The sequence below is a fragment of the Corynebacterium sp. LK28 genome (assembly GCF_014335105.1).
Lineage (GTDB): Bacteria > Actinomycetota > Actinomycetes > Mycobacteriales > Mycobacteriaceae > Corynebacterium > Corynebacterium macclintockiae.
In genome coordinates this window covers 276647-302509 of record NZ_PDGZ01000012.1, presented here as the reverse complement: position 1 = coordinate 302509, position 25863 = coordinate 276647, and the positions used below count along the sequence as shown (strand labels likewise).

Below are 25863 nucleotides of genomic sequence, written 5' to 3'. Positions count from 1 at the left end.
TTAGGGGGTGCCTGCCCTCTTTCGTAGGTAGTGACGCCCTCACGGCCGCACGCTGGGGCGTCACCAAAAGAGCTACAGATTCGCCGGGTACATGGCGCGCGGACCGCGGCTGATCGCAGTCGGCGACGCCTCGACGAGCTCTCGGATACCGAACGGCTCCAGGACGTCCAACAGAGCCTGCAGCTTCGACGGCGTGCCGGTGCACTCGATGATCACCGACTCCGGGCCGACGTCAACAACGTGCGCACGGAACAGCTTCGCGGACTCCACCACCTGCGTGCGATTGGAGTTATCCGCCGAGACCTTCACCATCATCAGCCCGCGGGAGACGATAGCCTCCGGGTCGTGGCGCGTGACCTTGATGACGGGGATCAGCTTGTTCAGCTGCTTCGTGATCTGCTCGACCACGTGATCCTCGCCCTCCACGATGATGGTGATGCGGTTGATGCCCTCGACCTCCGTGCGACCGGAGCTGATCGAGATGATGCTGAACGCGCGGCGAGTGAACATGCCGGAGATGCGCGAAATGATGCCGTCGACGTCCTCACACAGGACGGACAGGGTGTGGACCTGTACCTTGTTCGTGCTCATTAGTCTTCTTCACCTTCCTGGGTGACCTGGTGGATCTCCGCGGGCGATTCTGCCGCCGAGGATTCCTCGTCGAACAGCGGCCGCAGGTTGCGTGCGTACTGGATTTCCTCGTTGGACGTGCCGGCGGCGACCATCGGCCATACCTGTGCGTCCTCGCCGACGATGAAGTCGATGACGACGGGGCGGTCGTTGATCTCTTCGGCCTTGCGGATGGTAGGCTCTACATCCTCTGGCTTAGTGACGCGGAACGCCGCGCAGCCCATGGACTCAGCCAACATCAGGAAGTCCGGCAGGTAGGTCTCCCCCGGCTTCAGGTTGGTGTGCGAGTACCGCTGGTCGTAGAACAGCGTCTGCCACTGACGGACCATGCCGAGGTTTCCGTTATTGATGAGGGCGACCTTGATCGGCAGATTCTCCACCGCGCAGGTGACCAGCTCCTGGTTGGTCATCTGGAAGCAGCCGTCGCCGTCGATAGCCCAGACGGAAGTGTCCGGCTTGCCGGCCTTTGCACCCATGGCAGCGGGCACGGAGTAGCCCATCGTGCCGAGACCACCGGAGTTCAGCCAGGTGCGCGGGTTTTCGTAGTCCACGAACTGTGCCGCCCACATCTGGTGCTGACCCACGCCAGCGACGTAGATGGCGTCCGGGCCGATGGTCTTGGACAGAGTCTCGATGACGTACTGCGGGGCGAGCTTGCCGTTGGGCTGCTCGTCGTAGCCGCGGGGGAAGTCCTGCTTCAGCTTGTTGAGGTAGTTCAGCCAGCCGGCGGTGGCGGGCTTCTTCAGGTCCAGGTTCCGCATCGCCTGGTGGAGTGCGGCCAGTACCTCCCGGGCGTCGCCGACGATAGGCACGTTGGCTTCGCGGATCTTGCCGATCTCCGCCGGGTCAATGTCGGCGTGGATGACCTTCGCATCCGGGGCGAAGCTTTCCACATGTCCGGTCACGCGGTCGTCGAAGCGGGTACCGATGGCGATCAGCAGGTCAGAGCGCTGCAGTGCCGCCACCGACGGAACACTTCCGTGCATGCCGGGCATGCCCATGTACAGCGGGTGCGAGGCCGGGAACCCGCCCAGCGCCATCAACGTCGTGACGACCGGGATGTCGTTGGATTCCGCGAACGCCAGCAGCTCGGCGTGCGCCTCCGCCTTGATCGCGCCGCCGCCGACGTACAGCGTCGGGCGCTTCGCCGCACTGATCATCCGCACAGCTTCCTCGATCTGGCGCGGGTGCGGGTTGGTGACCGGACGGTAGCCGGGCAGCTCGTAGCTCGGCGGCCAGTTGAATTCCATCTCCGCGTTCTGAACATCCTTCGGGATGTCCACCAGCACCGCGCCGGGGCGGCCGGTGCTGGCCACGTGGAAAGCCTCCGCGATGGCGCCGGGGATGTCCTCCGGGCGGGTGACCATGAAGTTGTGCTTGGTGATCGGCATGGTTACGCCGCGAATGTCCGCCTCCTGGAAGGCGTCAGTACCCAAAAGACCTTTACCGACCTGCCCGGTGATAGCGACCAGAGGCACCGAGTCCATGTTCGCATCAGCGATGGGGGTCACCAGGTTCGTCGCACCCGGACCGGACGTTGCGATGCACACGCCCACGCGGCCGGTCGCCTGCGCGTAGCCGGTGGCGGCGTGGCCTGCGCCCTGCTCGTGGCGGACGAGGATGTGGTTCAGCTTCTCGGAGTCGTACAGCGCCTCGTAGAGCGGCAGCACAGCGCCTCCGGGCAGGCCGAATACTACGTCGGTGCCTAGCTCTTCTAGGGAGCGAACCACAGCCTGGGCGCCGTTAATTCGCTCTGGCCGTTTGCCGCGGGAGTTTTTCGCCAAGCTGGCGGGGCTGGGTTGCGAGCGTGATGTGTGTGTCACGTTGTCCTTCGCTCCTTGAGTCCGTCCTGCCTTCAATTCTTTGCCCCCGCTCCCCGGCCGCTAGCCGCGCTACGCGCTGCGCCGCAGCGTTCGCCGTGCCGCGGCGTGCGCCGTGCCGCGGCGTGCGCCGTGCCGCAGCTTTCGCGCCGTATCGAAGCGCACACACTTCAGCGAGCTAGCGTCACCGGGAAGCGATGGGCCGAAAATCTTCGGTATGGAATCGCTTTTTCGGTTTGGGTGCATGTCCTCCACACAACAAAAGCCCCCAAGCACCCGACGTTGCCGTCGGTTGTTGGGGGCGCCGTATCGAGCTCGACGAGGTGGCTAGTGGCGCCCCTCGGTAATGAGTACTCGTACTAGTTCCGTGGATTTCATAGCTCTAAATGTAGCTACTTTTCCTCGATGCGTCAAGCGTTTGACCAGATGTTTCCCAAACTGTGGCGAGGTATTCTCACCTAATGGACGCCCAAAACTCCCCGCGACCTGTACTTCCCCGCGCCCGCCGGCGCTCTCCACCCCGTGCCACGCCCCACGCTTTCCACCCCGCGCCCACGGCTGCGCCCGTGCCACTCCCCGCGGCTGCTCCCGCGTCTGCGCTCTGCGCTCGCGTCTGCCCCCGCGTCTCGCTCCCGCGTCTGCGCTCGCGCCCGCGTCTCGCGCCCGTGCCCGCAAACCTGAACACAGCATTCGAACTCCAACAGAATCCAGACAGAGCGCCGCTAAACCCCGGCGAGCTTTCGCCGAATTCGGCTGAATTCGGCTGAATTCTATCCGCAGCTTCCGAACTGGCAGCTAACAAACAGCTTCCGTGACTACGGTGGGAAAGCATGTTGAAGTTCTATGCATTTCAACTCTGGGAATGGCTGGTCGCCCACGGCATTCCCTTGAGTGCACTGATCATTATCGCAATTCTGATCCCCCGTGTCGGGCGTTTGGCGATTCGCATCGTCAGTGGTCGATTCGATCGTGGAGAAGAGGCAACAAAGTCCCGCCTCGCTCTAGTCGGCGCGTTGGTGTACGTGGTGCAGGCGATTGCCTACTTCGCGATCATCATGCTGGGGCTGACGAACCTGGGCGTGCCCGCGATGGGGGCGGCGTTGCCGGCGACGGTTGTCTCGGCGGCTATTGGTTTCGGCGCGCAGAACGTGATTGGGGATTTCCTGGCGGGGTTCTTCATCATTTCGGAGCGCCAGTTCGGCGTGGGAGATTTCGTCGCTTTCGACGGCACGTCGAGCAACATTTCCGGCACCGTCGTCGCACTGACGTTGCGCGCAACGAAGATTCGTACTGCGTCGGGAGAGGTCGTGATGATTCCGAATGGTTCCGCGGGCGTGATTACAAACTATTCGCAGGATTGGTCTCGTGCGGTGGTGGATTTGGCTGTGCCGTTGCAGCCGGGCGAGTCGATGGCTCAGTTGACGGATCGCGTGGAGGCTACGGCTGCGGAAGCGCTCCGGGATCCGACGATCGCGGAAGATGTGACTGGCGAACTGGAAGTTCTGCCTGCAACGGACATTGTCGCTCCTACGGCGGCGGGCCAGTCCTGGCAAGTTAATTTCCGAGTGATGGTCGTGGTGAACCCGGCGCGCCAGTGGGCTGTGGAACGCGTATTGCGCTCGGCTCTGGTGAATGTTTTCTGGGATCGTTACGACATGCCGCGGGTCTTTCGCGCTGGTACGGACGCCGACGCCCACACCTCCGCCTCCCGCAATGCCATCAAGGCGATGGCCGCGGAGTCCGCGCTGGCGCCTACGGAGGTCATGCCCGCCCAGCACCCCCGCCCGACGTCTGGGCACGCGCCACATGGCGGGCACACCGCCGCGGCCAACGCCGAGCCAGCGGCCGCGGCCAGCAACGCAGCCCCCGCACCCGCGACTGGCACCGCGCCAGCGGCCGCCGCAAGTGACGCAGCGGCCGCCGCCGCGGGGAAAACCGCTGCCGGCGGAGAGGATGCGAACTCCCAGAGCGACTCCACTGCCAGCTCTGCGGAAGCGTACAGTCCGACCCACCCGGCGTCGAAAGACGATGGTCCGGGAACGGCTCCATTGGACAGCGACGGAACCATCCGCCGCCGATCCGCCGGCGCCCCCACCAGCGCCAACGCCACCGCCACCGCAGTCGCCACCGCTCCGGACGCGGATGCGAACGCTACTGACAGCGTCGACTCTGCTTCTGCTGCCACCGGCGCCGCCAATGCCACTGGCACTGGCACGGACACTGGCACAGGCGCAGGCACAGGCACAGGCACAGGCGCGGACACTGGCACAGAAAAGAACGCAGACGATTCAGAGCAAAACCACAGCCGGGGATTCTGGCGCGACGAAGAGCACTCCTCCCGGTTCAAGAGGATCATGAGCGTCGGCGGACGCACCCGCCCGTCGACGACCGGCCTGATCATTGCACTGATGGTGGTCGGTGGCCTGGCGTTGGCGTCATCGAACCCGGATGGACGCGACGCCGGCTGGCTCTCCCCTGACTACTGGCGCGACCGCCCGGCCAACAGTGCAACCACCAACAAGAAGGAATCCGACGAGAATCAGCCGACGGGAACCAACGGGACATCAGAGCAGCAATCCTCCGACAAGCAGCAGCCGACCGACGGCGAACAGTCTCCTTCCAACGGGGAACAGTCCCCCACTGGCAGCGAGCAGTCCCCCGCTCAGGGCAGCGATTCTTCTCTGAACGACCAGGGCGGCCAAAGCAATCAGAACCCGTCCGGCGGAGACAGCAACTCCCCTAGCAACAACCCCAGCGACGGATCCGGCAACGGTGGCGCCGGCGGCAATGGTAGCTCCGGCGGGAACGGTGGCGTCAGTGGCAACGGAGGCGCAAATTCCAACGGCGCTGCGGGTGGCGCTGCAAACGGCGGCGCGGGCGGAAATGCAGGCGCTGCAGGCGGGAACAGTGGCGCGGGCGGCGGCGGGGCTCAGAATAATGTTTCGAACGAGCCGAAGGATTCCGAATTCGACGCTTTTGACTCCCCCGCGTCTATTACCCATCTACACGCCCTGGGCGCGCCCAATGCAACCAATGCAACGCGCGACTGATTAAATGACAGACATGAGCTCGAAGGTTTTCCACCCCAGCCGCGAACACATCCTCGGCGGGATCATCATGTTCCTGATCTGCCTGCTTTTCACCGGCTATAAGGTCGCCTGGTTTTTCTGGGTTCCGCTGGTGCCGCTAGTGTTTATTTTGTGGACTTTGCGAGTACGCACCACCGTGACGACCAAAGCCATCACCACGCGCTACCTCTTCCGCGCAGGCAAAACCATGCAGTGGGAAGACTTCCGCGCACTCCGCTTCAACCGAGCCGGACGCGCCTACGCAGTGGATAACCAGGAAAACAGCTTCTGGCTACCGGGCGTGACCTTCAATTCCCTGGCAAGCTTGAGCTCCGCAAGTGGCGGCCGTATCCCCGATCCGGTGACCCCGGCACGCACAGCCACCGATGACAAGGTGCAGGTCGTGAACAAGGACGGCTACGCCGTACTCATGGACAAGGACGAGTACAAGGAATACGAAAAGCAGCGTCGCCGCGAAGCGGGAGTCGACGCTGGTGCCGAAAGTAGCCACGCGGAGCCAGGAGCAGCCAACGGGAAAGACAGCGCCCCCGACGCACAGAACTAGCCGGGCAGCGCAGCCAACCGGGCGACACTCGCCAACCGGGCGACGCAGCAACCGGGCGGCGCAGCCAACCGGGCGGCGCAGCAAATGCACGGCCACGAAAGCTAGATAGCAACCTCCACGAACAAAGACTCCACACACAAACCCCACACTCAGAGACCCCACACTCAAAGACGACAAGAAGAGAACCGAGAACAGCATGAACGCCATCCCCTTGCGATCCAGTGTCACCACCCAAGGCCGCAACGCCGCCGGCGCCCGCGCCCTGTGGCGTGCGACAGGCATGACGGACAAGGACTTCGACAAGCCCATCATCGCTATCGCGAACTCCTACACGCAGTTTGTACCGGGCCACGTGCACCTCAAGAATGTGGGAGACATCGTCGCCGACGCCATCCGCGAAGCCGGTGGCGTCCCCCGCGAATTCAACACCATTGCCGTTGACGATGGCATTGCTATGGGGCACGCGGGCATGCTCTACTCGTTGCCCAGCCGCGAAGTTATTTCTGACGCCGTCGAGTACATGGTCAACGGCCACGCAGCCGATGCGCTGGTGTGTATCTCCAACTGTGACAAGATCACGCCCGGCATGCTGAATGCCGCCATGCGTCTGAACATTCCGGTGGTGTTCGTATCCGGCGGGCCGATGGAAGCTGGCAAGTCGGTGGCAGTCGACGGTGTCGTGCAGGCTCCGACGGACCTCATTACCGCTATCTCCGCCTCCGCGTCGGACAAGGTCGACGCACAGTCGCTGTTGGAAGTTGAGTCCGCCGCCTGCCCGACATGCGGCTCCTGCTCCGGCATGTTCACCGCCAACTCGATGAACTGCCTGACCGAGGCGCTGGGCCTGTCGCTGCCGGGCAATGGTTCCACCTTGGCGACTCACGCCAAACGACGCGACCTGTTCACCAAGGCTGGCACCACCATCGTCGAACTGTGCCGCCGCTACTACGGCGAGGGGGATGCCTCCGTCCTGCCGCGCAACATCGCCACCCGCGAGGCCTTTGAAAACGCCATGGCGCTGGACATGGCTATGGGTGGATCTTCCAACACCGTGCTGCACATCCTCGCAGCTGCCCAGGAGGGCGAAGTCGACTTCGACCTGCACTCGATCGACCAGCTGTCACGGGAGGTTCCGTGCCTGTCAAAGGTCTCCCCGAACTCCGACTACCACATGGAAGACGTCCACCGCGGAGGCGGCATTCCCGCCATCCTCGGCGAGCTCTACCGCGCAGGCAAGCTGAACGAAGGCGTACACTCCGTTCACTCCGCCACGCTGAAGGAATGGCTGCTGGCCTGGGATATCCGCTCCGGCGCTGCCACGGAGGAGGCCATCGAGTTGTTCCACGCTGCCCCCGGTGGAGTCCGCACGACCGAGCCGTTCAGCACTGAGAACCGCTGGTCCAGTCTGGATACCGACGCGGAAGGTGGCGTCATCCGCGATGTAGAGCACGCGTACACCGCCGATGGCGGCCTGGTTATCCTCCGCGGCAACCTCGCTGAGGACGGTGCCGTGATCAAGTCCGCTGGCGTTGATCCGTCGATCTGGCACTTCGAAGGCACTGCACTGGTCGTCGAATCCCAAGAGGAAGCCGTGCGCGTGATCCTGGACAAGAAGGTCAAGCCGGGTCACGTTGTAGTCGTACGCTACGAAGGCCCCGCGGGCGGGCCGGGAATGCAGGAAATGCTGCACCCGACCGCGTTCCTCAAGGGCGCCGGGCTGGGCAAGGAGTGTGCTCTGATCACCGACGGGCGATTCTCCGGCGGTACGTCCGGCCTGTCCGTCGGCCACATCTCCCCCGAAGCCGCGCACGGCGGCCTGATCGGCCTGGTTCGCGACGGTGACCCGATCACTATCGACGTGCACGAGCGGCTCCTGCAGCTGAACGTCTCCGACGAGGAGATCGCGCGCCGCCGCGCCGAGATGGAGGCCTCCGACAAGCCTTGGACTCCCACCACCCGCCAGCGCAAGGTCACCAAGGCGCTGCGTGCATATGCCGCGATGGCAACCTCCGCCGACCGCGGAGCCGTCCGCGAAGTGAAGTAGCTCAGCCTCCTCGACCCTTTCCACCTCCATCCTTTCCGCCTCGACCACATCCAGTCGCGGCATCGTGGACAAACTGGCGTCTCGGTATTCCTTTTCCGAGGCGCCAGTTTCGCCTGTATGCAAGGGGTAGCTGGCCTTTCTTCCAATAAGGTTTTTGGCAATTGCGGGACGCGTCGATGAAGTGCTCAGTGATGACCATGCGGATGGCTTCGCCGGTGTATTTTCGCCCGATGCCGAGTTGGTAGAGCCTGCTTGCGCAGCGGACGGTTGCCTCTTGCCGTTTGGGGTAACGGCATCTTTGCGGACACGCCATTGCTCTTCCGGTTAGCCGTTGGGTTCGGTTTTAGGATCGGTGGTGTAGACCTCATGCGGTGTCCGTATTCCGTGGGCTAGGTGGGCGGTGAATACGAGTCCGTTGTCGGTGACGAGTTCGCCTTATTCGCGGACAACCCCCGCCGCGCCAACGCTGAAGTGTCGAACTCGGCGCCCGCCGCGCCGTCCGTAGGGTGGAGGACATGCGCGATTCAAATTCTCAGGCCCAGGTGACCCGTCAGGCGGTATCCGCGGCGGGTGGCGTCCATAGCAATAACCGCGACCGCGAAAGGGCTGATACGCATGGCGCTGACGTGCGCGGCGCTGGCGCTGGCGCAGGGATGATCCGCGTTCGCGACGCCCACCTTCGCAACCTCAAACACCAGGACGTCGAGCTCCCCCGCAACGCGCTAGTAGCAGTGACAGGTGTGTCGGGATCAGGGAAATCGTCGCTGGCGTTCGGCACTTTGCACGGAGAGGCTCAGCGGCGGTACCTGGAATCCGTCGCGCCTTTTGCCCGCCGCCTGATCGGCGGAGCAGTGGACCCGCGCGTGGGATCCGTCGACGGGTTGCCGCCGACGGTAGCTCTGGAACAAGGCGCGCGGGCGGGCGGAGCTCGGTCGACGGTGGGGACGGTGTCGAACCTGTCGAACACCGTCCGCCTGTTGTTTTCCCGCTGCGGCGAATACCCGGCGGAAGTTCGAAAACGCCACGGAGGCCGCTTGGCCTCGGACTGCTTCTCCCCTAATACGACCGCGGGAATGTGCCCAGAGTGCCAAGGCACGGGAGTCGTCCATGAGCCGACGGAAGAGACCATGGTTCCGGATCCGTCGCTATCCATCGACGAGGGTGCCATTGCCGCGTGGCCCGGTGCGTGGCTGGGGAAGAATTTCCACGACATTGTCGCGGAGCTCGGTTTCCCTATGGATGTTGCGTGGAAGGATATCCCCCAGGCCGACCGGGAGTGGATCCTCTTTACAGACGAGCGTCCGGTGGTGACTATTCACCCTCACCGGGGTGCGGATCAGATCCAGCGGACATATGAGGGCACCTGGCGTTCGGTGGCCTCATATTTGCGGAAGACTCTGGCGGAGACCGGCTCCGATTCCACGCGGAAGCGTGTGTTGTCGTTTATGAGGTCGTCCCGCTGTGGGGTGTGCGCCGGCCGTCGACTGATTGTCGACGCCCTCTCCGTGGAATACCTCGGTCTTCCCATCGATAGCCTTGGGGCGCTTCCCTTGGAGGACGTTCTCAAGCGTTTCGCTGCCCGCTGCGCCTCAACAGCGCCGGCAACGTCCGTCGGCGCGGTGTCGGAGCGGGCCAGCGCCGCGGCGGAGGCGGAGCGGGCCAGCGCCGCGGCGGAGGCGGAGCGGATTCTGCTGGACCAGGCGATTCCGACTCTGGAATCAGTGGTGGATCTGGGCCTGGGGCATCTGAGCCTGGACCGCGCAGCCGCTACCCTGTCGGCGGGTGAGATGCAGCGGTTGCGGTTGGCGTCTCAGCTGCGGTCGGGGCTTTTCGGCGTGGCATATGTTTTGGACGAGCCGTCCGCGGGTCTGCATCCCGAGGAGCGCCGCGCGGTGATGAAGCTGATCCGGGGGTTCCTGGACGCGGGCAATAGCGTCCTGCTGGTCGAGCACGACATGCACCTGGTGGCGGAGGCCGACTGGATTATCGACGTCGGCCCGGGAGCGGGCGAACTCGGCGGCGAGATCCTCTACTCCGGCCCGGCCGCAAACCCCTACGCCGCCGAACGCCCCAACCCGGCCGCAAACCCTAACCCGGCCGCAAACCCCAGCCCGGCCGCAAACCCTAACCCGGCCGCAAAACCCAGCCCGGCTGAAGAGTCCCGCGGCGCCGGCGGAAGCGCCGGGCTAGCGGAGCTGGATTCCCCGACCGGGCGGGCACTCGCCGCCGGGCCGCTGGAACTGGTCAGCGACGCGGACGCCCGCACCCCCTCCGGCAAACTCCGCCTCACTGACATCAACGAACGCACCCTGAACAGCCTCAACGTAGACTTCGGCCTCGGCGCATTCACCGCTATTACGGGCGTCTCCGGCTCCGGCAAGTCCACCCTCCTGCACGTGCTGGCCGACACACTAAGCGAACAGGTGAAGACGGCGGTTAACGATGGAGACGTGGCGTCCAAAGGTAAGAATCCGGTGACGAACCCTGCACAAACCGAAATCGCAAGCCCAAACCTCAGCGCCACACTCAGCGCCACACTCAGCGCAGACAAAACCATCGACCGGCTGGTGCAGATCTCGCAGAAGCCCATCGGACGGACTCCTAGGTCCTGCCTGGCGACGTACACCGGGCTGTTCGACAAGGTGCGCAAAATCTTCGCCCAAACCGACGCCGCCAAGCAGCGAGGGTGGACCGTTTCGCGATTCTCGTACAACGTCACCCAAGGACGCTGCCCAACCTGCAGCGGCGAAGGGCAAATCGAAGTCGAGCTGGTATTCCTGCCCGGCAGCTACACTCCCTGCCCGGACTGTCACGGAGCACGCTACAACGCTGAAACTCTGGCCGTGACGTGGAACGGCCGGACGATCGCGGACGTGCTGGGATTAACCGTTGCCGAAGCGCGGGAAGTCTTCGCCGACGAAGCAGCCATCGCACGGGCGCTGCAGGCGTTGTCGGCCGTGGGGTTGGATTATTTGCGACTCGGCCAGCCGGCGACGGAACTGTCCGGCGGAGAAGCTCAGCGCATCAAGCTGGCCACTGAGCTGCAGCGCGCGCAGCGTGGTCACACTGTGTACCTCATGGACGAGCCAACCACCGGGCTGCACCCTGCGGACGTTGATCTGTTGGTCACAGAGCTCCAGCGGCTGGTCGACAGTGGAAACACGGTGGTGGTTGTCGAGCACGACATGCGAGTGGTCGCGCAGGCCGACCGGCTCATTGAGATGGGCCCAGGCGCTGGTGCGCGCGGTGGCCGGGTCGTGGCAGACGGAAGTCCCGCCGCAGTGGCCGAAACGGACACCGCAACGGGGCGGGTTCTAGCGGAGCGCAGCCAGCTAACTTCAGCTAGTTGAAGGGGTTGCCTCCGCCGACACCGAGCCACAAGCCGGCTGTCGCCGCTGCTGAGACGACGAAGAAGATCCACGCCGAGGCCAGCGGGCGGGTTGCCCAGCCTCTGCTGCGATCGAGGCTGATCCGGCCGGGGCCGACGAAAATGATACTTATCGACGCCACCGTCAGCGCCGCCCACAATTGGACGTAAGGGTTCAGGCCGTATGGCCAGAGGGATCCTTGGAATCCATTGAGGTTATGGAACGTCATAAAGCCAGCGACGACCGTAGCGACTGCCGCGCCGAATGGCGTGAGCAGGCCGAGTAGCAGCAAGCCACCGGCGACGATTTCCGCCACCGGAATGCCGATCGCGAGGATGTCGGTGAAGTTGTAGCTTTCCAGCTGGCCTTGGAATACCTCCAGCCCGGGGTCTCCGCCGAAGGCGAACAGAGTCTGCAGGCCGCGTACCAGGAGGTACGCGCCCAGCACGACGCGCAGCAGGAAGAGTCCGAAGCTTGTGGTTCCACGCTTCGCAACGGATTGGGAGTCCACTGCGCCCGCGTTCGTCGTAACATCCGCACCTTGAGCGCCACCAGGCACACCCGCCCCAGTAACGCCAGCGCCCGCCGCGCTAGCAGCGCCCGCGCCGCCTGCCGCGTTGGCGGGGATCTCCCGCTCGCCGACGTTCGCGCCCGCGCCGGTCGTCTCATCGCCGCCTGGGTTCCTCGTAACATCCGCACCTTGAGCGTCACCAGGCACACCCGCCCCAGTAACGCCAGCGCCCGCGCCGACCGCCGCGTCGGCGGGGTTCTCCCGCTCGCCGACGTTCGCGCCCGCGTTCGTCGTAACATCAGCACCTTGAGCGCCACCAGGCACACCCGCCCCAGTAACGCCAGCGCCCGCGCTAGCAGCGCCGCCTGCCGCGTTGGCGGGGATCTCCCGCTCGCCGACGTTCGCGCCCGCGTTCCTAAACTCCGAAGTTTCAGCGTCGTCGACCTTGCCCCAGCGGTCTTCGTCCCCCTTGGCCGAGGAGCTTCCGCCCGCAGTGGTCGCGCCCAGGCCAGCCCCCGCTGCGGCGCTCGCTCCGGCGGCAGCTGCCGTGCCGGAGCCGGACGAGGCCTCGGAGCCGTCCAGCTTGGTCAGATCGACATCCGAAGCGCTGTCGGTTTCCGGGTGATCCGTGTTGGCGTCATCAGTTCGAGTCGGCGCAGCATCGGGCGAACGGCTCTCGATGCGCTGAGGGCGAGCCCTCCCCAACATCGCGTATACATCTCGCTTAGCCGGCTTCTCCGTGGCTTCGTCAGAATTTCCCACGTTGGCGTTCGCCTCCGGAGCGGACGCGTCCGCGGGCGCAGTCGCCTCAGCCTCGGCGGAATTCTCAGCGGAATTCTCGGCGGACTTAGGGGCGTCCACGTCGGCGGGCTTGGCGATCTTCGTCGCCCCCGTCGAGGCCTCCTTGGGCTGGGGCTTTTCGTCGGCGTCGGCGCGCGCGTCGCGGCGGTAGACCGGTACGTCGATGTCATTGTTCATGTCATCGGCCAGCTCGTCCGCCGAGTTGTCGAACAAAGCGTCGTCTGGGCTAGGTCTACGGATTCGATCGGGCCTAGGGCTGTTGGGCTTTGCGTTGTTACTCACGCAACCCAGACTATTCTGACCAGCACGATTTGCGCGGGAGGTCGCTCGGCATGTCACAGATGGCGTACTCCATCGACTATGCCCCGGCCAGAGCGGCCTCCGACGGCACCCTGGCCGCCGACGCGCCGCTAGCTGAGCTTCTTAGCGATCAGCTGGTTAACCTGCGCGGGGTCTGCTTTGCCCTTCGTGGCCTTCATGACGGCGCCGACAATTGCGCCGGTTACCTTCTTGTTTCCTGCACGGTACTTTTCGACGATGTCCGGGTTTGCAGCCAGGGCTTCGTCGACGGCCGCCTCGATGGCACTGTCATCGCGTACAACTTCCAGGCCTCGGGCGGCAACGACGTCGTCGACGTCGCCTTCACCGGCCAGCACTCCGTCGACGGCCTGACGCGCAAGCTTGGTGGTTAGCTTGCTGTCGTTTACTAGTGACGCCACCCGCGCCACCTGAGCCGGCGTGATGTCGAGCCCGGCTAGCTCCACGCCTTGTTCATTTGCCTTACCAGCGAGGTAGGAAACCCACCAGGAGCGAGCCTCATCGGGCTTGGCGCCTGCTTCGACGGTGTCGATGACGAGGTCGAGGGCACCGGCGTTGACTAGGTCGCGCATTTCCTCGTCCTTCAGCCCCCACTCCTTCTGGATGCGGGCGCGGCGGATCCATGGCATTTCCGGCAGGGTGGCGCGGATTTCTTCGACCCACTCGGCGGGTGCCAGTACGGGTGGCAGGTCCGGGTCGTTGAAGTAGCGGTAGTCCGCCATGGTTTCCTTGGGGCGACCCTTGGAGGTGGTGCCGTCGGTTTCCTGGTAGTGGCGGGTTTCCTGAACGATCTCCACGTCGTTGACGAGGCACGCTGCCTGGCGCTGCATTTCAAAGCGCACGGCTTGCTCGACGGACTTCAGGGAGTTGATGTTCTTCGTTTCGGTGCGCGTGCCGTATTCGGTGGTGCCGACGGGGCGCAGCGACAGGTTGGAGTCCACGCGCATGGAGCCTTGGTCCATGCGCGCGTCGGATACGCCAAGCGCCTTGACGAGGTCGCGCAGTGCGGAGACGTATGCCTTCGCAACTTCCGGAGCGCGTTCACCGGCGCCTTCGATCGGTTTGGTCACGATTTCGATCAGTGGCACGCCTGCGCGGTTGCAGTCCACGAGGGATGCGGTGGCGCCGTGGATGCGGCCGTCGGCGCCGCCGAGGTGGGTCAGCTTGCCGGTGTCTTCTTCCATGTGCGCGCGCTCAATTTCTACGCGCCATTCGGTGCCGTCTTCCAGGACGACGTCCAGGTATCCGTCGTAGGCGATGGGCTCGTCGTATTGGGAGATCTGGTAGTTCTTCGGCTGGTCCGGGTAGAAGTAGTTCTTGCGTGCGAAGCGGGACTTCGGAGCAATCTCGCAGTTCAGCGCCAGGCCGATCTTGATGGCCCATTCCACGCCCAGCTTGTTTACGACGGGCAGCGCGCCCGGCAGGCCAAGGCTGCATGGGTCGACGTTGCTGTTTGGTGCGTCGCCGAATTCCGCGGAGGACGTGGAGAACATCTTCGTCTTCGTGGCGAGTTCGACGTGAACTTCCATGCCCATCACTGGGTCGAAGCGCTCCAGCACTTCGTCGAAGTCCATCACATCATCGGAGTAATCGTAGACAGGCGCAGTCATGCCAGCCATCTTAATACGTCCCCGCCACCTTGTGTCGTTAGGGTCACCCCGGTGGCAGCCACGTGACGCGCCCGCTGACGCGCGCCATCCGCCCGCGTCCGTGTTGCCCGTTTACTCCGTTGTGGTACGCGCATAGTAGTGCCATGTTTTCGGGGTTCGTTTCCCCTCCTTTGGCAAATTCCTGCAGGTGGTGGACTTGGCATTCATTCGCCGGACGCCCGCACCCTGGCCAGCTGCATCGCGTCGTCTCGGCTTCGAGCATGCGGCGTTGTTTTCTGGACGCCAACCGCCTCACCCTGTACAAGTTCACCGGCCCTTGCTCTGGAGCTATCAGGGTGATGTAGTCTCCATCTTTCAGCCCTGTGCCGCCCACGCCCGTGGCAACCACATCTGCCCCGGTAACCTCAGGCCCCGCGACAGTTTCTGAAGCCGCACCGTCGGCGCGGGCGCCGGCTGCGCCCGTGCCGGTCGGACCTGCAGTGCTGGCTGCACCAGAAGGAGGCTGAGCGGCGCGGGCACGGTCGGCGCTGGCACGGTCGGCGCGGGCACTGTCGGCGCAGGCACTGTCAGCGCGGGCAACTTGGATGCCAGCTTCCTCGAGCCGGCGGGCGACATACTCCGCACCCGTGAGGACGGCGCCGTTGGTAGCTTGCAGTTCAATCTCGTCCCCGTGGCCACCGAGCACCTGCATGTAGTCATCCAGACTGACGACAACGTTGGTGGTCAGCGTGCTGCGCTGGATGGTGCGATTCTCTGTCAGCCAAGCAAGTGGATCGGTGCGCGCGGATTCCCAAATTTCCGACATGCGGTGCGACGGCCCGGTGAACTGAATGGTCGTTTTCTTCCCGTGCATGATCCGACGTCCCCCGTCGGCGGGGATCCGGGGGCCTTGCATTTCACGCCGCAGTTGCGTTGCCCGGCGGGAGATCGCCGCGTAGTCACCCGCTGTGTTGCAGAGCGCTTCGGTGAATACGTAGCGCTGTTTGATCCCCAGCATCCGCGCCCGCTCAGCGATGAGTATCAGCACGTCCAGCCCGTGTCCGTTTCGCCGCGCGGCCTCCAGGGCTCGCTTCTTGTACCTCGAGTACGCCGACCCGGAAAAGTGTTCGGCAGCCCGCGCCACGCTCCGGGCAAGTTCCCGGTCCAGTGGCAGCTGCTCGGCGGGAGTTCCGAAGGCTTCGGTCAGCAGCTCCACGCCGTGGCGCTGCGCGTCGGCCACTTGGCGCTGAAGCTCCGCGAGCTGCTGTAGTTTTTCCATGCCTCGGACGCTAGACCATCGGCAAGAATCCCGCCTCGCCCCGCACGACTGCCTGTGGATAACTCGCCCTCCCCGAGGGCGTTTTCCACAGGCAAATCATTTCCCCCTTGACAGCCTCTCCCCAGTGTGCAGTTCCGGTGTGCCCCGTCATATCGCGCACGGCTCGACATACGCAACTGCATCTGAGCCACATCGGGGCCCCATCCGAACCGCCGGCTCGACTCGCGACTGCGCGCCAACGCCGCGCCATCGCGCCGCACCTGGCCGGTCGCGCACCCCACCACTGCGGCGTCTGCCGGCGTCCGCTAGCCGAAGAGCGAGCGCGCGGTGGCGTAGCGCTTTTCTGGTACTTCCTTCAGCGTGCCGACGGCCTCTTCAAAGTCGATCAGTTCAATGCTGCCACCCTTGAGCGCAACGACCTTGCCGAATTCTCCCCTGATCGCGGCTTTGGTGGCGTTCACGGCAAACCGGGTGGCCAGCACTCGGTCGAACGCCGTGGGGGTTCCGCCGCGCTGGATGTGTCCCAGAACGGTCGACCGAACGTCGGTATCCAGTCGGTTCTCAATCTCCTTGGCGATCAGCGCGGACATGTTCTGGAACTTCTCGTGGCCGAACTGGTCCACTTCGCGTTCGGCGACGTCGAGGGTGCCTTCCTTTGGCAACGCCCCCTCGGCCACGACAATGATGCCGTACTTCTCCCCCATCTGGAATCGACGAGCCATGCGGCGGCAGACGTCATCGATGTCGAAGGGGAATTCCGGAATCAGGATCTCGTGCGCACCTCCGGCCATGCCCGCGTGCAGCGCAATCCAGCCGACGTGGCGGCCCATGACTTCCACGATCATCACGCGGTCGTGTGATTCGGCGGTGGTGTGCAGGCGGTCGATGGCGTCGGTGGCTACGGCAACGGCGGTGTCAAAGCCGAAGGTGTAGTCGGTGCCGTTGACGTCGTTGTCAATGGTTTTCGGCACGCCGATGACCGGCACGCCGTTGTCGTGCAGGAAGCGTGCGCCTTTCAGGGTTCCTTCGCCGCCGATGGGGATCAGGGCGTCGATGCCCGCGTCCGCGAGGTTGGCTTTCACGCGATCGATGCCGGCCATGAAGTCGTTGGGGTGTAGGCGTCCGGTACCGAGGATCGTGCCGCCGCGTCGCAGGATCCGGTCGATGAAGTCGTCGTCGTACAGTTGCACGCGACGGTCTTCCAGTAGTCCCTGCCAGCCGTCTTCAAATCCGACGACGGTATGGCCTTGTTCGGCCGCTGTCCGCACGATGCCTCGGATGACGGCGTTCAATCCTGGGCAGTCTCCACCACTGGTCAAGGTCGCAATACGCATGCTTTAAAGTGTAGCGACACGCTGCCGGATCTGCCGGGCGGAACTGGAAGCCTTTTTATTGACGCCTACTCGCCTCCCCGACCGACCTCTGACCGAGCCATGCCGGAGGCCACCGCGCCGAGCATCAGCATGACTACCGCGGGCAGCAGGGAGTCCCCGAAGGCCTGGGGGCCGACCACGCCGACGCGGGCTTGCACGACGGCGGCGATGACGGCGGCTCCGGTGACGGCGCCGAGTTGCCGGGTGGCGTTGTACATTCCAGAGCCCGCGCCGGCAAACTGGGGCGGCAGGTCCCGAAGGGTGGTGGTGGAGTTCGGAGCCCAGACGAAGGAGTTTCCGAACCCGAGGATCACGAACGCGCCGATCATCATCCACAGAGGCCGTTCGGGTCGCATGGAGAACACCAACGCGGCCACGCCCGTGGCCATGAGGCAGAACCCCAGTACTGCGAAGCGTCGGGGCTCATATCGGTCGACCAGCCTGCCGACGAAGGGCGCCATGAGGCCAGCGATGATGGCCATGGGCGTCACGACGAAAGAGGCTTTCATTGGGCTGAAGCGGTGAACTTCCTGCAGGAACATCATCACTGGCACCATCATGCCGGCGATGGTGAAGCCCATCGTGAAGATGGATGCGTTGCCGAAGGCGAAATGGCGGCGTGCGAACAGGGCGATCGGAACTAGCGCGCTGCCTGCGGACAGGCGCGACTGCAGCCAGACGAATGCCGCCATCATCGCCACGCCTCCGAGCAGCAGCGCCCAGATCCACGGCGCCCAGCCGGCGGGGTCGCCTTCCTGGATGCCGTAGATGACCATGGTCATCGCCACCATGGACAGGACGATCGACGGCAGGTTGATGCGTTCTTCCGTTGGCTGGAACCGCGGTACCCAGCGGGCGACCATCACGACGGACAGCACGCCGATGGGCACGTTGATGAAGAACACCCACTGCCAGGTTGCGTATTGGGTGATGAAGCCTCCGAGCAGCGGTCCGGCGAGCGTGGAGATTCCCGCCGTGGCTCCCCAGATGCCCAGTGCTGCCCCGCGCTTGTCGCGCGGGAAGATGCGGTTGATCACGCTCATGGTCTGGGGCGTCAATAAAGATCCGCCAATACCCTGCACGGCGCGGGCGGCGATCAGCGCTTCGATGCTGCCGGCCAGTCCGCAGGCCAGCGACGAGAGCGTGAAGATCGTCATGCCCGCGATGTACAGGTTTTTCGGCCCGAAGCGGTCGCCCAGTCGGCCGGTGACCATCAGGGGTACCGCGAATGCCAGCAGGTACGCGCTGGTGACCCACAGCACCTGCCCGTAGTCGGCCTGCAGGTCGGCCTGGAACGCGGGCGTGGCGACGGCCACGATCGTCTGATCCAGCAGGATCATGAAGAAGCCGATGCACAGCGCCACCAGGGCGCGCCATGCTTGTGGGAGCGGAAGCGGCAGGGCGGGGTATTTCACTAGAGGGAGTCTACTGCCGCCCGCAGGGTCGGCAAACTGGCTTTGAACTCCGGCATCAGTGGCAGTTCTTCCAGCCGGTCGATGGGCTGCCACAGTAGCTCCAGTGATTCGGCGGTGGGGTGTAGTTCCAGGTGTTCGGTACAGGTGGCCAGGACGGTGGTGTACGTCCACTCGGTGATCTCCGGGTTTTCGTATTCCCACCAGAACGTTCCGCCGAGTCCGAAGATTCCGTGCGCATCCAGCGAGGCATCCAGGTTGGGGTGCCGGACGGGGAATTCTCGCAGGGCTTGGCGGGGATCCCCGTTGCGCTCGACGATCTTTTCAATGTCGGCAAACAGGTGCCGTTCGTCGTCGCGGACGGGCAGGCGGCAGTAGGCGGCCTTGACGGGCACGGTGGAGGTCACGATTTCTCTGTGTACCTTTACTGAGGACGCCCCCACGCCCGTCTCCTCCCACGTCTCCCGCAGGGCACCGTCGGTGGGTGATTCGCCGACGTCGATCGCTCCCCCGGGCAGAGCCCAGGTGCCGCCGCGGTTGGTCCACTTGGCGCGGTGCTGCATCAGCACGTGCTGGTCGTCGGTGACGAGGAACAGCCCCGCCGCGCCGAGCACTCCCCAGCGCCGGGACCCGTCGGGGTCTTCGACTAAGCCGTCGCCTGTGTAAAGTTCGGGAATCCTACCCATGTCCCCCACCATACGCGGATCCGCGCCCGGCCAAACGCTGCCGGTCTGGACCAGGGCGCCTGCCAGCGCCCTGGCCATTTCAGTGCCCTAGCCCCCGGCGAGGCTTTGCCTGGATGGAAGCGCCCGCCCGGCCAGGCCGGCTCGGGCGGTTAGGCGCGGCCTGCTTCGAAGGCGGCTCCGACGCGGTACAGGCGGTCGTCGCCGTGCGCCGGGCCCATGATCTGCAGGCCCGTCGGCAGGCCGGTGTCGCTGGCGAAGCCGCCGGGCACGGACATGCCGCACACGCCCGCCAGGTTCAGCGGCAGGGTGAACAGGTCGAACATGTACATTGCCAACGGGTCGTCGGTCTTCTCGCCCAGCTTGAAGGCGGTGGACGGCGTCACGGGAGCGACGATCGCGTCGACCTGCTCGTAGGCCTTGGCGAAGTCCTGGGAGATCAGGTTGCGGACGCGCTGGGCCTGCAAGTAGTACGCGTCGTAGTAGCCGACGGACAGAGCGTAGGTGCCCAGCATGATGCGGCGCTTGACCTCCGAGCCGAAGCCTTCGGCGCGGGTCAGGCTCATCACCTGGTCGGCGGAGCGGCTGCCGTCGTCGCCGCGGCGCTGGCCGTAGCGCATACCGTCAAAGCGGGCCAGGTTGGAGCTGACCTCACACGGCAGGATCAGGTAGTACGCGTTCAGTGCGTGGTCGAAGTTCGGGCAGTCGACCTCCACTAGCTCTGCACCCTGGGACTTCAGCTGCTCCAGGTTCGCGTTGTACGCCTCCAGCACGCCGGGCTGGAAGGCTTCTGCGCGCTGGAACTGCTTGACCACACCCAGCTTCACGCCGCTCAGATCCCCGGAAGCTCCCTGCTTCGCGGCATCGACGACCGGCGCGACTGCGTGGGAGGAGGAGGTCGAGTCGTTGGCGTCATGCCCCGCAATAACCTCGTGCAGCAGCGCGGTATCCAGAACCGTACGCGCCGTCGGCCCGCCCTGGTCCAGGGAGGAAGCGCAGGCCACCAGGCCGTAGCGGGAGACGGTGCCGTAGGTCGGCTTCACGCCGACGGTGTTGGTCAGCGCGGCGGGCTGGCGGATGGAGCCACCCGTGTCCGTGCCGATGGCCAGCGGAGCCATGCCCGCGGCCAGGGCTGCCGACGAGCCGCCGCCAGAGCCACCCGGGGTGCGCTCTAGGTCGTAGGGGTTCTTCGTCGGGCCGTAGGCGGAGTTCTCGGTGGAGGAGCCCATGGCGAACTCGTCCATGTTCGTCTTGCCCAGGATCGGGATGCCGGCGGCGCGCAGACGCATGGTGACGGTCGCGTCGTAGGGGCTCATGTAGCCTTCCAGCATCTTGGAGGCACACGTCGTCGGAGCATCGGTGGTGGTAAAGACGTCCTTCAGCGCCAGCGGCACGCCGGCCAGCTTGCTGGTCGGCTGGTCGCCGGCGGCCAGTGCGTCGTCGACATTCGAGGCCGCCGCCAGCGCTTCGTCGGCGCCGACGTGGAGGAATGCGTTGATGTCGCCGTCGATCTCGCCGATGCGGTCCAGGTGGGCCTGCGTAACCTCCTGAGAGCTGATCTCGCGCGCGTGGATCTTCTCCGCCAGTTCCGCGGCGGTCCAGGTGGTGAAGTCCGAGTCGTCCCGGGAACCGACGATGTACTTATTCTCAGCCATGAGTGTTCCTGAAGTTCCTTCTTCTAACGATTGATTGTTTGGCGTGCGTGTTTTGTTCGGCGCTGTTGCCTTTTATGACGCCAGCCGCCCCAGCCGGTCTAGTCCGCCAGGATCTGCGGCACTTCGAAGCGCTGCTCGCTTTGCTTCGGCGCCTGGTCCAGTGCCTGCTCCGCCGTCAGGCTCGGCACGACTACGTCTTCCCGCATGACGGCGACGTCTCCGTCAACGTTTTGGGTGGGGTGGCTCAGCGGCTCAATACCTTCGGCGTCGACCTTCCTGATCGCGGCCACGTGATCGACAATCCCGTCGATCTGAGCTGCGTATTCATCCAACTCCTGCTCCCCCAGGTCCAGGCGGGCCAGGCGGGCCAGGTGGGCAACATCTTCGCGCGAAATCTCAGACATGGGTTCCACTCTAGTCAAGCCAACCAGCCCCCGTGGACTTCAGGTGGCGCTAGTATCGGTTCCATGTCTTTCCTTATGCGTGTCCGTATGCCCGATACCCCTGGCTCCCTAGGCCTGCTGGCCATGGCGTTGGGCACCGTCGGCGGGGACATCCGGGGCGTCGATATCGTTGGTCAGGCTGAACTCGAAGAGCCAAACACAGTGGTCGACGACATTGTCGTGTCCCTCCCCACCGGGCATTTGCCCGACAGTCTGATCACGGCCACGCAGGAACTCGATGGTTTCTTTGTCGATTCGATCCGCCCCTTTTCAGGCACAGTCGACCGACGCGGCCAGATTCAGATGCTGTCCGGGGTGGCGGAGCAGCGGCGTCATATAGAAAAAGCGCTAGAGATCCTCATGCAGGATCTGCCCCGCACCATGACGGCAGGCTGGGCGGTCGTGCTGGAAACGTCTCCGCGGACACACCGGGTGGCGGCTTCGTCTGCCGCGCCGGAGGACAATGGCCAGGAGCTCGACCAGCCCCCGCTGACCGAAGCGCGCGTGCTGAACCCCGAACGCGAGGACTGGATCCCCGAGAACTGGGCCGTTATGGATTCCGCACTGGCGGGCACTCCGATCGCCGGGACGGATCTGCTTTTGATCGTCGGCAGGCCGGGTGGGCCGGACTTCCTGGTCAGCGAGGTGGAGCATTTGCGCCAGCTCGGCTCGATTTTCGGCGCGCTGTTCAGCTAGCGCCAGCGAGCGGCACGCTCTATTCGGCGCTGATGAAGAAGTCGTACGCAGGACTGTCCGTCACGTCCGTGGCGTGGTAGCCCAGCTGCTGCAGGTGGGCCTGGAATTCCGGGTCGCCGGAGACGTCCTCGAACGCCGCCAGCACACGACCGTGGTCCATGCCGAAGCTGCGGTAGTGGAAGCCGGTGATGTTCCAGCGGGTGCCCAGCACTTCCAGGAAGTGCTGCAACGCGCCCGGGTTTTCGGGGAATTCAAAGCTGTAGGCGGTCTCGTCGACGTGCTGGCCGGGCGTTCCGCCGATCATGTAGCGGACGTGTTCCTTCGCAACGTCGTCGTCTGACAGGTCGACCACGCCGTAGCCTGCTTCGCGGAGGTCTGCGGTGATGGCTTTGCGCTCATCCTCGCCGTTTTTTAGCTTGACGCCCACAAAAATACGGGCGGGCTTTTCACCGTCGCGTTGGCCGACTCGGTAGCTGAATTCTGTGACGGCACGGTGGCCAAGCAGTTTGCAGAACTCGAGGAAGGCTCCCTCGCGTTCGGGGATGGTCACGCCGAAGATGCCTTCACCGCCCTCGCCGATTTCCGCGCGCTCGGAGACGTAGCGCAGGGAGTGGAAGTTGACGTTCGCGCCGGAGAGGACGTGCGCCAGAGTTTCCCCTTCGAGTTGGTGGGTGGCAGCGTAGCGCTTCAGGCCTGCGAGGGCGACGGCGCCGGCGGGCTCGGCGATGGCTCGCGTGTCGTCGAAGATGTCCTTGATGGCGGCGCTGATCTCGTCGGAGCTGACGGTGATGACGTCGTCGAGGTATTCGCGGCAGAGCCGGAATGTTTCGGCGCCAATCTGCTTGACGGCCACGCCTTCGGCAAAGAGGCTTACGTGGTCGAGGGCTACGGGCTTTCCGGCGGCGAGCGCGTGCGTGAGGCAGGCGGATTCCACCGGCTCCACGCCGATGACCTTGATGTTCGGATTCAGTTCTTTGAGCAGCACGGAGATTCCAGCGGCCAGTCCACCGCCGCCGACCTGGACGAAGACGCGGTCGACGTCCGGGCGGGCTTGGAAGATTTCCAGCCCGGCGGTGCCTTGGCCGGCGATTACCGCTTCGTCGTCGAAGGGGGCTACCCAGACCATGCCCTCAGCCTCGGAAAGCTCCATGGCCTTGGCCTTGGCCTCGTCGAAGTTGGCGCCGTGCAGCAGCACTTCCCCGCCAAAACTGCGAACCGCATCGATTTTGATGCTGGGGGTGACTTCCGGCATCACGATCACGGTGCGGATGCCTAGCTCAGTGCCGGACAGCGCTACGCCCTGGGCGTGGTTTCCAGCGGAGGCCGCGACGACTCCGCGGGCGCGCTCTTCTTCCGTGAGCTGGGCCATGCGGTTGAATGCGCCGCGGATTTTGAAGCTGTGGACGGGCTGCAGGTCTTCGCGCTTGACCAGAATCTCGTTGCCAATGCGCTTCGACAGCGTTTCCATGTGCTCGAGTGGCGTGTTCGTTGCGACTCGGTAGACGGGCGCGGAAACGATCTTCTTCAGGTATTCCGCGCCGTTTCCCCCGCTGACAGGATGCGAAGCTTCATGTGACATGCGCTTCAGTATAGCCCCGCCGGTGATCCCCCTTACCCGGCGGTCCCCACACCCCCACAGTCGCGAGCCCCGGCGTTACTGCCCCGCCCCAGCCGCCACTGCGACTGCTAAGGCTGCGGCCGCGCTACCAGCTCTGCGCCAACGCCCCTGCGCCAACTTCCCTGAGGTAACACCTCTGCGCGGTTTAACACCAATGGCGCTGGCGCTTACTGCTGGCGGTAGTCGTCCAGGTTGACCTGCGGGGTGGGCTGCAGGTGCTCCGTGGCGGGGTTCTTCACCGACGGGTATTTGAGGTCGACATCATGGTCATCTGCGGTTCCAACGTACGGATCCTGGCCATTGAGCACCCGCTTGACCTGTTCCTTGTCCACTGTGTTCGTCCACTTGCCAACCAGCAGAGTGGCCACTGCGTTACCGGAGAAGTTGGTCAGGGCGCGGGCCTCAGACATGAAGCGGTCGATGCCAGCGATGATGTCCACGCCGTCCAGCAGCTCCGGACGGTGCGATTGCAGACCGACAGCCAGGGTTGCGATACCCGCGCCGGACACACCCGCGGCACCCTTGGAGGCGATAATCATGAAGATCAGCAAGCTGATCTGATCCCCCATGCTCAGGTGCACGTTCATCGCGTCCGAAATAAAGATGGCTGACATGGTCAGGTAAATCGCGGTGCCGTCCAGGTTGAAGGAGTAGCCCGTCGGCACGACGATTCCGACCGTGGACTTGTCCACGCCGATGTGTTCCATCTTGCGCATCAGGTTCGGCAGCGCGGACTCAGAGGAACTGGTAGCGAAGATAAGCAGGTACTCGCGCCCCAGGTACTTCACCAGCTTGAAAATGTTGAATCCGGTGAAGACCCGCAAGATGGTTCCCAGGATCACGAAGATGAAGATGATGCAGGTGATGTAGAAGCCTAGGATCAAGATGCCGAGCTGCAGCACTGCCTTAATACCAGTGCCGCCGACTACGCCAGCCATCGCACCAAACGCGCCGATCGGGGCCAGCCACAGGATCCAGGACAGGATCTTGAAGACCAGCTTCTGCAGAGCGGCCACGAAGCCCAGGATCGGCTCGCCGGCCTTGCCCATGGATTGCGTTGCGAAGCCGACCAACAGGGCGATTAGCAGTACCTGCAGAATCTTGCCTGAGGTGAAGGCGCTGAAGAAGGTTTCAGGAATGATGCTTTGTACGAACCCGGTCTCTTGCCCTTTATTGGCGTCGAAGCCGCCGGTTTTTCCAATGTTCAGCCCATCGCCTGGCTGCAGCAGGTTTCCCACGACTAGGCCTACTGCGAGGGCGAAGGTGGACATCGTGATGAAGTAGGCCAGTGCCATGCTTCCTGCTTTACCTACTGACGCCGCAGACCTCACCGAGCCAATTCCCAGCACGATCGTGCAGAAAATCACCGGCGGGATGATCATTTTGATCAGCGTGACGTAGGTGGTTCCGAGCTCTTTGAACCCCTTTGCGACATCGGGTGCCACGAGGCCGAAAATGATGCCGGCGATCACGGCGACGATCACGCCGATGTATAGCCAGTGGGTGTTGTCCTTCTTCTCCCGCTTCGACTCAGCGATCTGCGGAGAGGTGGCAACCGCGGCTCCGGCGATGACGGGCTGGGTGCCGCCGAGCCCGGAACCATTGAGCTCTGCGCCATTAGCGCCATTGGGTTCTGCGCCCTGGGGATTGTTCTTGTCATCCATGGATCCCTGGTGCTCCATTTCACTATCTTTAATAGGTTCACTTGAAAGCGCCGGCCTTCTCCCCCGTGCGCGACCACGCCGTCCATTGGCTCTGGTGGGAGCGGGTGGGGGCGTCACAAAGATCGCGAAGGAATAGACCTCAACACCTTCATTGTGCTACTTCGAGAAGATAAGTAACAAATGACCTGTGCCATAGGATCGGGCTGGGTCGTCGCGTAGCAGCCCAAGCGCCGTTGACCTGCGAGACCATGCGGAGTCCGTGCCAGTTACACCGTGGCCAAAAAACGCCCTTTTCATGCGGAAACCCGCTTCTTTTCCTAGACTCT

Annotated in this window: 17 protein-coding genes and 1 pseudogene; 5 read left to right on the top strand and 13 right to left on the bottom strand. The window is 64.2% G+C overall.

Going from position 1 to position 25863, the window contains the following annotated elements; all coding sequences use genetic code 11:
• Positions 1–72: 72 nt before the first annotated feature.
• A complete protein-coding gene (gene ilvN, locus CRD15_RS07515; RefSeq protein WP_034970827.1) occupies positions 73–591 on the bottom strand; it encodes an acetolactate synthase small subunit in 519 nt (172 codons plus the stop codon).
• A complete protein-coding gene (locus tag CRD15_RS07510) occupies positions 591–2453 on the bottom strand; it encodes an acetolactate synthase large subunit (RefSeq protein WP_187402247.1) in 1863 nt (620 codons plus the stop codon). The genes ilvN and CRD15_RS07510 overlap by 1 nt, the downstream gene beginning before the upstream one ends.
• 827 nt (positions 2454–3280) lie before the next feature.
• Between CRD15_RS07510 and CRD15_RS07505 the strand changes: the two genes are divergently transcribed.
• The 3 genes from CRD15_RS07505 (at position 3281) to ilvD (ending at position 8127) form a co-directional block, all read left to right on the top strand.
• Positions 3281–5500, top strand: coding sequence for a mechanosensitive ion channel family protein (locus CRD15_RS07505; RefSeq protein WP_187402246.1), 2220 nt, complete (start codon positions 3281–3283; stop codon positions 5498–5500).
• 13 nt (positions 5501–5513) lie between these two features.
• Positions 5514–6083 carry a PH domain-containing protein gene (locus CRD15_RS07500; RefSeq protein ID WP_255463788.1) on the top strand — a complete coding sequence of 190 codons (570 nt, stop codon included), beginning with the start codon at positions 5514–5516 and terminating at the stop codon, positions 6081–6083.
• Positions 6084–6279: 196 nt separating this feature from the next.
• Positions 6280–8127 (top strand): dihydroxy-acid dehydratase, encoded by a 1848-nt coding sequence (gene ilvD / locus CRD15_RS07495; RefSeq protein WP_034991471.1) that lies wholly within the window; start codon positions 6280–6282, stop codon positions 8125–8127.
• Positions 8128–8248: 121 nt separating this feature from the next.
• On the opposite strand, the pseudogene CRD15_RS07490 reads toward ilvD, so the two are convergent.
• Positions 8249–8523: pseudogene (locus CRD15_RS07490) on the bottom strand (IS481 family transposase); the annotation flags it as partial.
• A gap of 257 nt (positions 8524–8780) precedes the next feature.
• On the opposite strand from CRD15_RS07490, the gene CRD15_RS07485 reads away from it, so the two are divergent.
• Positions 8781–11477: an excinuclease ABC subunit UvrA gene (locus CRD15_RS07485; RefSeq protein ID WP_187402283.1), complete on the top strand. Its 2697-nt coding sequence runs from the start codon at positions 8781–8783 to the stop codon at positions 11475–11477.
• Here the strand turns inward: CRD15_RS07485 and CRD15_RS07480 are convergent.
• The 8 genes from CRD15_RS07480 to gatC form a co-directional block, all read right to left on the bottom strand.
• Positions 11470–13089 carry a DoxX family membrane protein gene (locus tag CRD15_RS07480; RefSeq protein WP_370546928.1) on the bottom strand — a complete coding sequence of 540 codons (1620 nt, stop codon included), beginning with the start codon at positions 13087–13089 and terminating at the stop codon, positions 11470–11472. The two genes, CRD15_RS07485 and CRD15_RS07480, sit on opposite strands and share 8 nt — an antisense overlap.
• A gap of 128 nt (positions 13090–13217) precedes the next feature.
• Complete coding sequence (gene gatB, locus CRD15_RS07475) at positions 13218–14735, bottom strand: Asp-tRNA(Asn)/Glu-tRNA(Gln) amidotransferase subunit GatB (RefSeq protein ID WP_187402244.1); 1518 nt, start codon at positions 14733–14735, stop codon at positions 13218–13220.
• A gap of 43 nt (positions 14736–14778) precedes the next feature.
• On the bottom strand, positions 14779–15993 hold the full coding sequence (locus CRD15_RS07470; protein ID WP_187402243.1) for an HNH endonuclease signature motif containing protein: 1215 nt from the start codon (positions 15991–15993) through the stop codon (positions 14779–14781).
• Between the two features lie 305 nt (positions 15994–16298).
• On the bottom strand, positions 16299–17327 hold the full coding sequence (locus CRD15_RS07465) for an ATP-dependent 6-phosphofructokinase (RefSeq protein WP_187402242.1): 1029 nt from the start codon (positions 17325–17327) through the stop codon (positions 16299–16301).
• A 65-nt stretch (positions 17328–17392) separates the two neighbouring features.
• Positions 17393–18781 carry a DHA2 family efflux MFS transporter permease subunit gene (locus CRD15_RS07460; protein WP_187402241.1) on the bottom strand — a complete coding sequence of 463 codons (1389 nt, stop codon included), beginning with the start codon at positions 18779–18781 and terminating at the stop codon, positions 17393–17395.
• The gene (locus CRD15_RS07455) at positions 18781–19542 is read right to left on the bottom strand and encodes an NUDIX domain-containing protein (RefSeq protein WP_155269863.1); all 762 of its coding nucleotides are present in this window, start codon (positions 19540–19542) and stop codon (positions 18781–18783) included. Before CRD15_RS07455 ends, CRD15_RS07460 begins: the two co-directional genes overlap by 1 nt.
• Positions 19543–19613: 71 nt before the next feature.
• Positions 19614–21116: an Asp-tRNA(Asn)/Glu-tRNA(Gln) amidotransferase subunit GatA gene (gatA, locus tag CRD15_RS07450; RefSeq protein ID WP_034975171.1), complete on the bottom strand. Its 1503-nt coding sequence runs from the start codon at positions 21114–21116 to the stop codon at positions 19614–19616.
• A gap of 98 nt (positions 21117–21214) precedes the next feature.
• A complete protein-coding gene (gene gatC, locus CRD15_RS07445) occupies positions 21215–21520 on the bottom strand; it encodes an Asp-tRNA(Asn)/Glu-tRNA(Gln) amidotransferase subunit GatC (protein WP_187402240.1) in 306 nt (101 codons plus the stop codon).
• A gap of 63 nt (positions 21521–21583) precedes the next feature.
• On the opposite strand from gatC, the gene CRD15_RS07440 reads away from it, so the two are divergent.
• The gene (locus tag CRD15_RS07440; protein WP_034979161.1) at positions 21584–22255 is read left to right on the top strand and encodes an amino acid-binding ACT domain protein; all 672 of its coding nucleotides are present in this window, start codon (positions 21584–21586) and stop codon (positions 22253–22255) included.
• Positions 22256–22274: 19 nt separating this feature from the next.
• Here the strand turns inward: CRD15_RS07440 and ilvA are convergent, their stop codons facing one another.
• Positions 22275–23834 (bottom strand): threonine ammonia-lyase, biosynthetic, encoded by a 1560-nt coding sequence (gene ilvA / locus CRD15_RS07435; RefSeq protein WP_051891950.1) that lies wholly within the window; start codon positions 23832–23834, stop codon positions 22275–22277.
• A gap of 206 nt (positions 23835–24040) precedes the next feature.
• Entirely contained in the window at positions 24041–25537 is a 1497-nt protein-coding gene (locus CRD15_RS07430; protein WP_080716026.1) for a cation:dicarboxylate symporter family transporter, read from the bottom strand.
• Positions 25538–25863 lie beyond the last annotated feature (326 nt).

Coding starts and splice junctions, on each gene's coding strand:
- ilvN (WP_034970827.1), bottom strand. CDS start 591: ATGAGCACGAACAAGGTACAGGTCCACACCCTGTCCGTCCTGTGTGAG.
- CRD15_RS07505 (WP_187402246.1), top strand. CDS start 3,281: ATGTTGAAGTTCTATGCATTTCAACTCTGGGAATGGCTGGTCGCCCAC.
- CRD15_RS07500 (WP_255463788.1), top strand. CDS start 5,514: ATGAGCTCGAAGGTTTTCCACCCCAGCCGCGAACACATCCTCGGCGGG.
- ilvD (WP_034991471.1), top strand. CDS start 6,280: ATGAACGCCATCCCCTTGCGATCCAGTGTCACCACCCAAGGCCGCAAC.
- CRD15_RS07485 (WP_187402283.1), top strand. CDS start 8,781: ATGATCCGCGTTCGCGACGCCCACCTTCGCAACCTCAAACACCAGGAC.
- gatB (WP_187402244.1), bottom strand. CDS start 14,735: ATGACTGCGCCTGTCTACGATTACTCCGATGATGTGATGGACTTCGAC.
- CRD15_RS07470 (WP_187402243.1), bottom strand. CDS start 15,993: ATGGAAAAACTACAGCAGCTCGCGGAGCTTCAGCGCCAAGTGGCCGAC.
- CRD15_RS07465 (WP_187402242.1), bottom strand. CDS start 17,327: ATGCGTATTGCGACCTTGACCAGTGGTGGAGACTGCCCAGGATTGAAC.
- CRD15_RS07455 (WP_155269863.1), bottom strand. CDS start 19,542: ATGGCCAGGGCGCTGGCAGGCGCCCTGGTCCAGACCGGCAGCGTTTGG.
- gatA (WP_034975171.1), bottom strand. CDS start 21,116: ATGGCTGAGAATAAGTACATCGTCGGTTCCCGGGACGACTCGGACTTC.
- gatC (WP_187402240.1), bottom strand. CDS start 21,520: ATGTCTGAGATTTCGCGCGAAGATGTTGCCCACCTGGCCCGCCTGGCC.
- CRD15_RS07440 (WP_034979161.1), top strand. CDS start 21,584: ATGTCTTTCCTTATGCGTGTCCGTATGCCCGATACCCCTGGCTCCCTA.
- ilvA (WP_051891950.1), bottom strand. CDS start 23,834: ATGTCACATGAAGCTTCGCATCCTGTCAGCGGGGGAAACGGCGCGGAA.
- CRD15_RS07430 (WP_080716026.1), bottom strand. CDS start 25,537: ATGGATGACAAGAACAATCCCCAGGGCGCAGAACCCAATGGCGCTAAT.